Source organism: Trichocoleus sp. ST-U1 (assembly GCF_039961835.1).
In the GTDB taxonomy this organism is placed as follows: Bacteria; Cyanobacteriota; Cyanobacteriia; order Cyanobacteriales; family FACHB-T130; genus FACHB-T130.
In genome coordinates this window covers 1-4,768 of record NZ_JAMPJZ010000149.1, presented here as the reverse complement: position 1 = coordinate 4,768, position 4,768 = coordinate 1, and the positions used below count along the sequence as shown (strand labels likewise).

Sequence of the window (4,768 nt, the reverse complement as noted above, 5' to 3'; positions counted from 1 at the left end):
CACGAGCATTTAAAATTTAGAATATCGTCGTACTATCTACTCATCTAGCAATTTTAGATCAATTTTTCTGGATGAATTTTTTTCGTCAAAACTTATTGACAATGGATTAAATTCGTAGATTTAGCTTTGCCCTTTCAAATAAAACATATTAGAGACTAATCCAACTAAACTTCTATCTCCAGGCAGAAGTTAATACTAACGATATTTGTATACTACACTACACGAAAACCTGTGTTGAGCGATCGCTATGGTTATGAAATTTATCGTTAACCCGCATGATAGCTACAACCAGATTACCATCACCCCAGCCAGATGAAGAAGCAAGTAAAGGTTAAACCCAATTCAAAAAACCAAAGAATTGAGGAAGCTGAGGACGGTAGCCTTACGGTTCATTTAAAGTCGCCACCTGTAGATGGTAAGGCAAATGAAGAGTTAATTCAAATACTCTCTAAAAAATTTAACGTATCAAAATTAAGAATTTTTATCAAATCGGGTTTATCGTCAAGAAATAAGCTAGTCGAAATAGACGACGGTTGAACCTAACTAGAAAATCTAGCAATCTTCTTGAAGTTGTGAGCCAGCCCTTCAGATACCTGACTGCTCTAGAAAGTTGGGGAGCTGAGCTTCCCGAATCATTAAGTAAGATTCTATAGCAGTTGCTCGGTAAAGGTGTTGTTCTGACTGCACGCGATCGCTATTTTCATTTTCCGTTTAAACTCATCCCCGTTAGCTTTAAATTAACAAAAGATTAATTTTAGAAACTATCTATTGGTAGATTTCAAAAGCTCAAAGTCAAAATCTAAAATTCAAAAGGGAATAACTCAACCTGGTACACTTGAACGAAGAGGTCAACTCAGCATGCCACACGTCTTACTGATCGATGATGAAGAGGCATTACGTGCCAGTCTTAGCTACGCCTTAATTAAAGAAGGCTATCAAGTGACAACCGCAGGGGATGGACAGACTGCACTCAAGTTGTTCCACAAGCAAGTGCCGGACGTGATTATTTTGGACTTGATGCTACCGGGCATTGATGGGATGGAACTCTGCTGGCGCATCCGAGCATTTTCTAATATCCCGATTTTGATGCTGACAGCTAAAGACCAAGATATTGACAAAGTTTGGGGATTAGAAGCGGGCGCAGATGACTATATCACCAAACCCTTCAACACTCGCGAACTTCTCGCACGCATAAAAGCTGTTCTCCGGGGTCGCGCTGTGGGTCAACAGTCTCTACAGGGAGATTAAAAAATTGAAGTTGCACCTTTGAAAAATTCAAGGAGCTGGTTAGCAATTCATATCCGATGGAATTCAATTTACCGGAAACTGTTAGTTACCTATTTAGCACTCACCGCATTAGGAACTTCTATTCTGGCAAGCTATATTCTGTTCTCTTTCCATGCCTATTTCATGAGGACGAGACAGGCTGATTTAGATTCCTGGACAACAGCCCTCAGCGAGAGCGTCGCTGACGCTTTAGAGGAAAATAATCTTGAGCGGGTAAGAGTGCTAGTGCAACGCTACGGTTCACCGGAAGCAGTCACCCTGCGCGTCTTTGCACCTGATGGTCGCCTGCTATTCACCTCCGCCCCCCAGCTAGATCGGCAAGTCCCTAACTGGTTAGCTGTTGCTGGCGTGAGAGAAGCGCTACAAAATCAGCCGACGCAAGGGGTAGCAAAAGGGATTCTATCCAACGATGACCGAGTGTATGCAGTGCGACCGATATTTCGGAAGGGTCGTCTGCTCGGTGCGCTGCGGATGTCGATCACTTTAGAACAGTTTCAGCGTCAGTTTCGCCGCGTCATTTTCACCGTTCTTGGAACGCTCTTCTTGACGCTCTTGCTTTGTGCGCTGATTAGCGAAAGCCTTGCCCGTAATATTGCTAGACCGATTCAGGCGATGTGCCACTTTGCAATTGAGGTGGGTGGGGGTCATTTAGGTGAGAAGCTGAACATTCATCAAGATGATGAAGTGGGTCAATTAGCCAGTGAATTGAATCGCATGAGCGAACGGCTGGCTTCCTTAGATAAAGAGCGGCGGGCATTCCTCGCAAATGTGTCTCACGAACTGCGGACTCCTGTTAGCAACGTCTATGTCACCCTAGAAGCACTCGCCAATGGAGCGGCTGAGGAGCCGGAGTTACGCGATCGCTTCATCCAGACTGCACAGGATGAAACCCTGCGCCTGTCCAGACTAATTAAGGATCTGCTGGATTTGGGACGACTCGAAGCAGGCGTAACGCCACTAGAACAGCAACCGCTAAAGCTGCGAGACTTGATCGAACGGGCGGTGCGAGCAATGGAGTCTCGCATGATAGCCAAGGAAGTAGGCATCAGCGTGGAGGTTGCGGATGTTCAAATCCAAGGCGATCCAGAACGACTATTGCAAGCTTTTCTAAATATATTGGACAACGCGATTAAGTTCTCAGTACCAGAGTCTAAAGTTTCTGTCTCAAGCAATATAGAAGGTGCCCAGGTTTCAGTAAAAATTCGCGATCGGGGAACCGGAATCACAGAGAGCGATTTGCCCCGCATTTTTGAACAATTTTATACAGCAGATCCCTCGCGCAAAGGCAGCGGAACGGGTTTGGGGTTAGCGATCGCGCGACGAATTGTGGAAGCACACGGCGGCACGATTACGGCTACTAGCACTCTAGGTCAAGGCGCAACTTTCAGCATTCGCCTTCCCCTCGACACCGCCGCAGAGAAACGAAAGAGTTAATATCCTGTCCGGCTTATCGCTTTATTTATAGTCGGCTTATAGTCGCTTGGAAATTGGGGCGTTGTTCTGTTGGACAAGGGCAACCTGATGCAGGAGGACACCTCATTCTGCTCCCCCTACAAATTGCACTGTCGTGGCAAAGGAGTCTCCTGGACTGGGATTTCCTCCGGAAACTCGATCCGCTTGATCAGCCGTATTGATTCAACAACGTTGAGCGTTATAGCTGATCGTGGGAATTGATAAAAACCAGGTTGAATCGGCGTCGCGAGACATAGCCAGCATCTTAAAAGGTGCTTCCCTCCACCGCGAGTTTCCAAATCTGGCAGCTTCAATTCAAAAAATCTATCTATAAATACGAAAAGTCTATCGATAAACCGGGGATTACATCTTGTCTTCGGTGTTTGACTATGGCATTCTGTTAAAACAGTCGTATTCCGACCGATAAACCGGAGATTAAACTAGCTACTGCTCCAACATGATTTGCGTGAAACAAGTGGGGCAGTAGATTCAATGCGGGAATGGAGCCGTATGCATATCAAACTATTGTCTTTAAAAAGTGTTCTTTTTTCTCTGCTAGTTGTTTCCTTAACCTTTACCAGCGCTTGTAGTAACACTTCAGCAAATACTTCAGCAAATACTTCAGCAAATACTTCAGGTAGTTCCTCTGGCAAAAAGGTGATTCGGATTGCGATTGGTACCCAAGACCAAACCATTAACACCGTGACAGGTGGTGCAGTCATCCGAGAAGAAAAGCTGCTGGAGAAGTATCTGCCAAAAACAGGAAAATACCAAAATGTTGAGTACAAAATTGAGTGGTCTAGCGCCACATCAGCTCCACCAATTACCAACAAAATGTTGGCGAATCAAATTGATATCGGCAGCATGGCGGACTTTCCGGCGACGATTAACCTGACGACTTTTCAGAAAAAAGGCAATGGCGTTAAGACTGTTTTGATCTCATCCCTTGCCTACAGCCCTAATGGAGCCGGAAATGCGGTTGTTGTTCCAACCGACACACCTTATAAAAAACTAGCAGACTTGAAGGGGAAAACCATTTCAGTTCCCTTTGGAACCTCGGCGCATGGGATGCTGCTGCGGGCGCTGAAGAATGAGGGCATTGATGCACAGAAAGAAGTGACGTTAGTGAGTCAATCACCAGAAGTAGGTGGCACGAGCCTGAGAAGCCGTCAGATCGATGCTCATGCGGATTTTGTGCCCTATGGTGAGTTGTTTCCCTTTAGAGGCTTTGCTCGCAAGATTTACGATGGTGCACAAACGGAAACTCCAACCTTTCATGGAGTTGTAGTGCGATCGGACTTTGCAAAGGAAAATCCCGAAATTGTGGTGGCTTATCTAAGGGCAATGTTGGAGGCGAATCAGCGTTTCCGGGAACAACCAGAAGCCCTTAGTGCGAAGTTAGAGAAATGGACAGGGGTTGAGAAAGAAATCTTTTATATGTTCCTTGGCCCATCGGGTATTCAAAAGCTCGATCCGAGAATTCAGCCCTACCAAATCACTGCGCTCAAAAATAGCGTAACGACGTTGAAGCAGATTGGAAAATTAGATGCCAGCGTGAACCCAGATGATGTTGCAAGTTGGACGGACGATAGTTACCTGAAACAAGCGCTCAAAGAGAGCAACATTAGCGAACAGGATGTGGCTAAGTCGGCGGATAATTTGATTCGTGGCAATGATGCACTCACTCAAGAATCGATTCAAGATCCAAAACTAGCAGCTCAGATTTGGGTAGAAGGAGAAGATAAAGTTCTCAGTTTTACCTCAATCAAGAATATGCTGACAAAGCTGCAACAGCTCAAGTCTGAGGGCAAGACAGCGGCTGTAGCCTTCGTACACGATCGCGACAAAGGTTGGAAGTTATTCGCTCAAAATTCGTTCTATGTTCGGAATGGCGACCAGGTATCTGCATTCCTAATAGAAAAAGATGCACAAGCATTTGCCGGGAAAGCTGGAGCAAAGGTGGCAAGCTTCCAAGAGTTGCAGCAGCTTTATGCCAAAAATACGCAGTCAAAGGATTTAGCGGTTGCGC

Annotated in this window: 4 protein-coding genes; all 4 read left to right on the top strand. The window is 45.6% G+C overall.

The genetic code is table 11. The features are described 5' to 3' along the window. The first annotated feature begins 312 nt into the window (after positions 1–312). Positions 313–537: a DUF167 domain-containing protein gene (locus NDA06_RS26205; protein ID WP_190985421.1), complete on the top strand. Its 225-nt coding sequence runs from the start codon at positions 313–315 to the stop codon at positions 535–537. Positions 538–858: 321 nt separating this feature from the next. After that, the gene (locus NDA06_RS26200) at positions 859–1,248 is read left to right on the top strand and encodes a response regulator (protein WP_190415056.1); all 390 of its coding nucleotides are present in this window, start codon (positions 859–861) and stop codon (positions 1,246–1,248) included. 162 nt (positions 1,249–1,410) lie between these two features. Next, entirely contained in the window at positions 1,411–2,721 is a 1,311-nt protein-coding gene (locus NDA06_RS26195; RefSeq protein WP_242047410.1) for a HAMP domain-containing sensor histidine kinase, read from the top strand. Between the two features lie 528 nt (positions 2,722–3,249). Further along, on the top strand, positions 3,250–4,768 hold a 1,519-nt coding region (locus NDA06_RS26190), incomplete at its 3' end, for an ABC transporter substrate-binding protein (protein WP_348251935.1).

What these genes read in the sequence shown, in the direction of transcription:
- NDA06_RS26205 (WP_190985421.1), top strand. Translation starts at nt 313, where the DNA reads ATGAAGAAGCAAGTAAAGGTTAAACCCAATTCAAAAAACCAAAGAATT.
- NDA06_RS26200 (WP_190415056.1), top strand. Translation starts at nt 859, where the DNA reads ATGCCACACGTCTTACTGATCGATGATGAAGAGGCATTACGTGCCAGT.
- NDA06_RS26195 (WP_242047410.1), top strand. Translation starts at nt 1,411, where the DNA reads ATGAGGACGAGACAGGCTGATTTAGATTCCTGGACAACAGCCCTCAGC.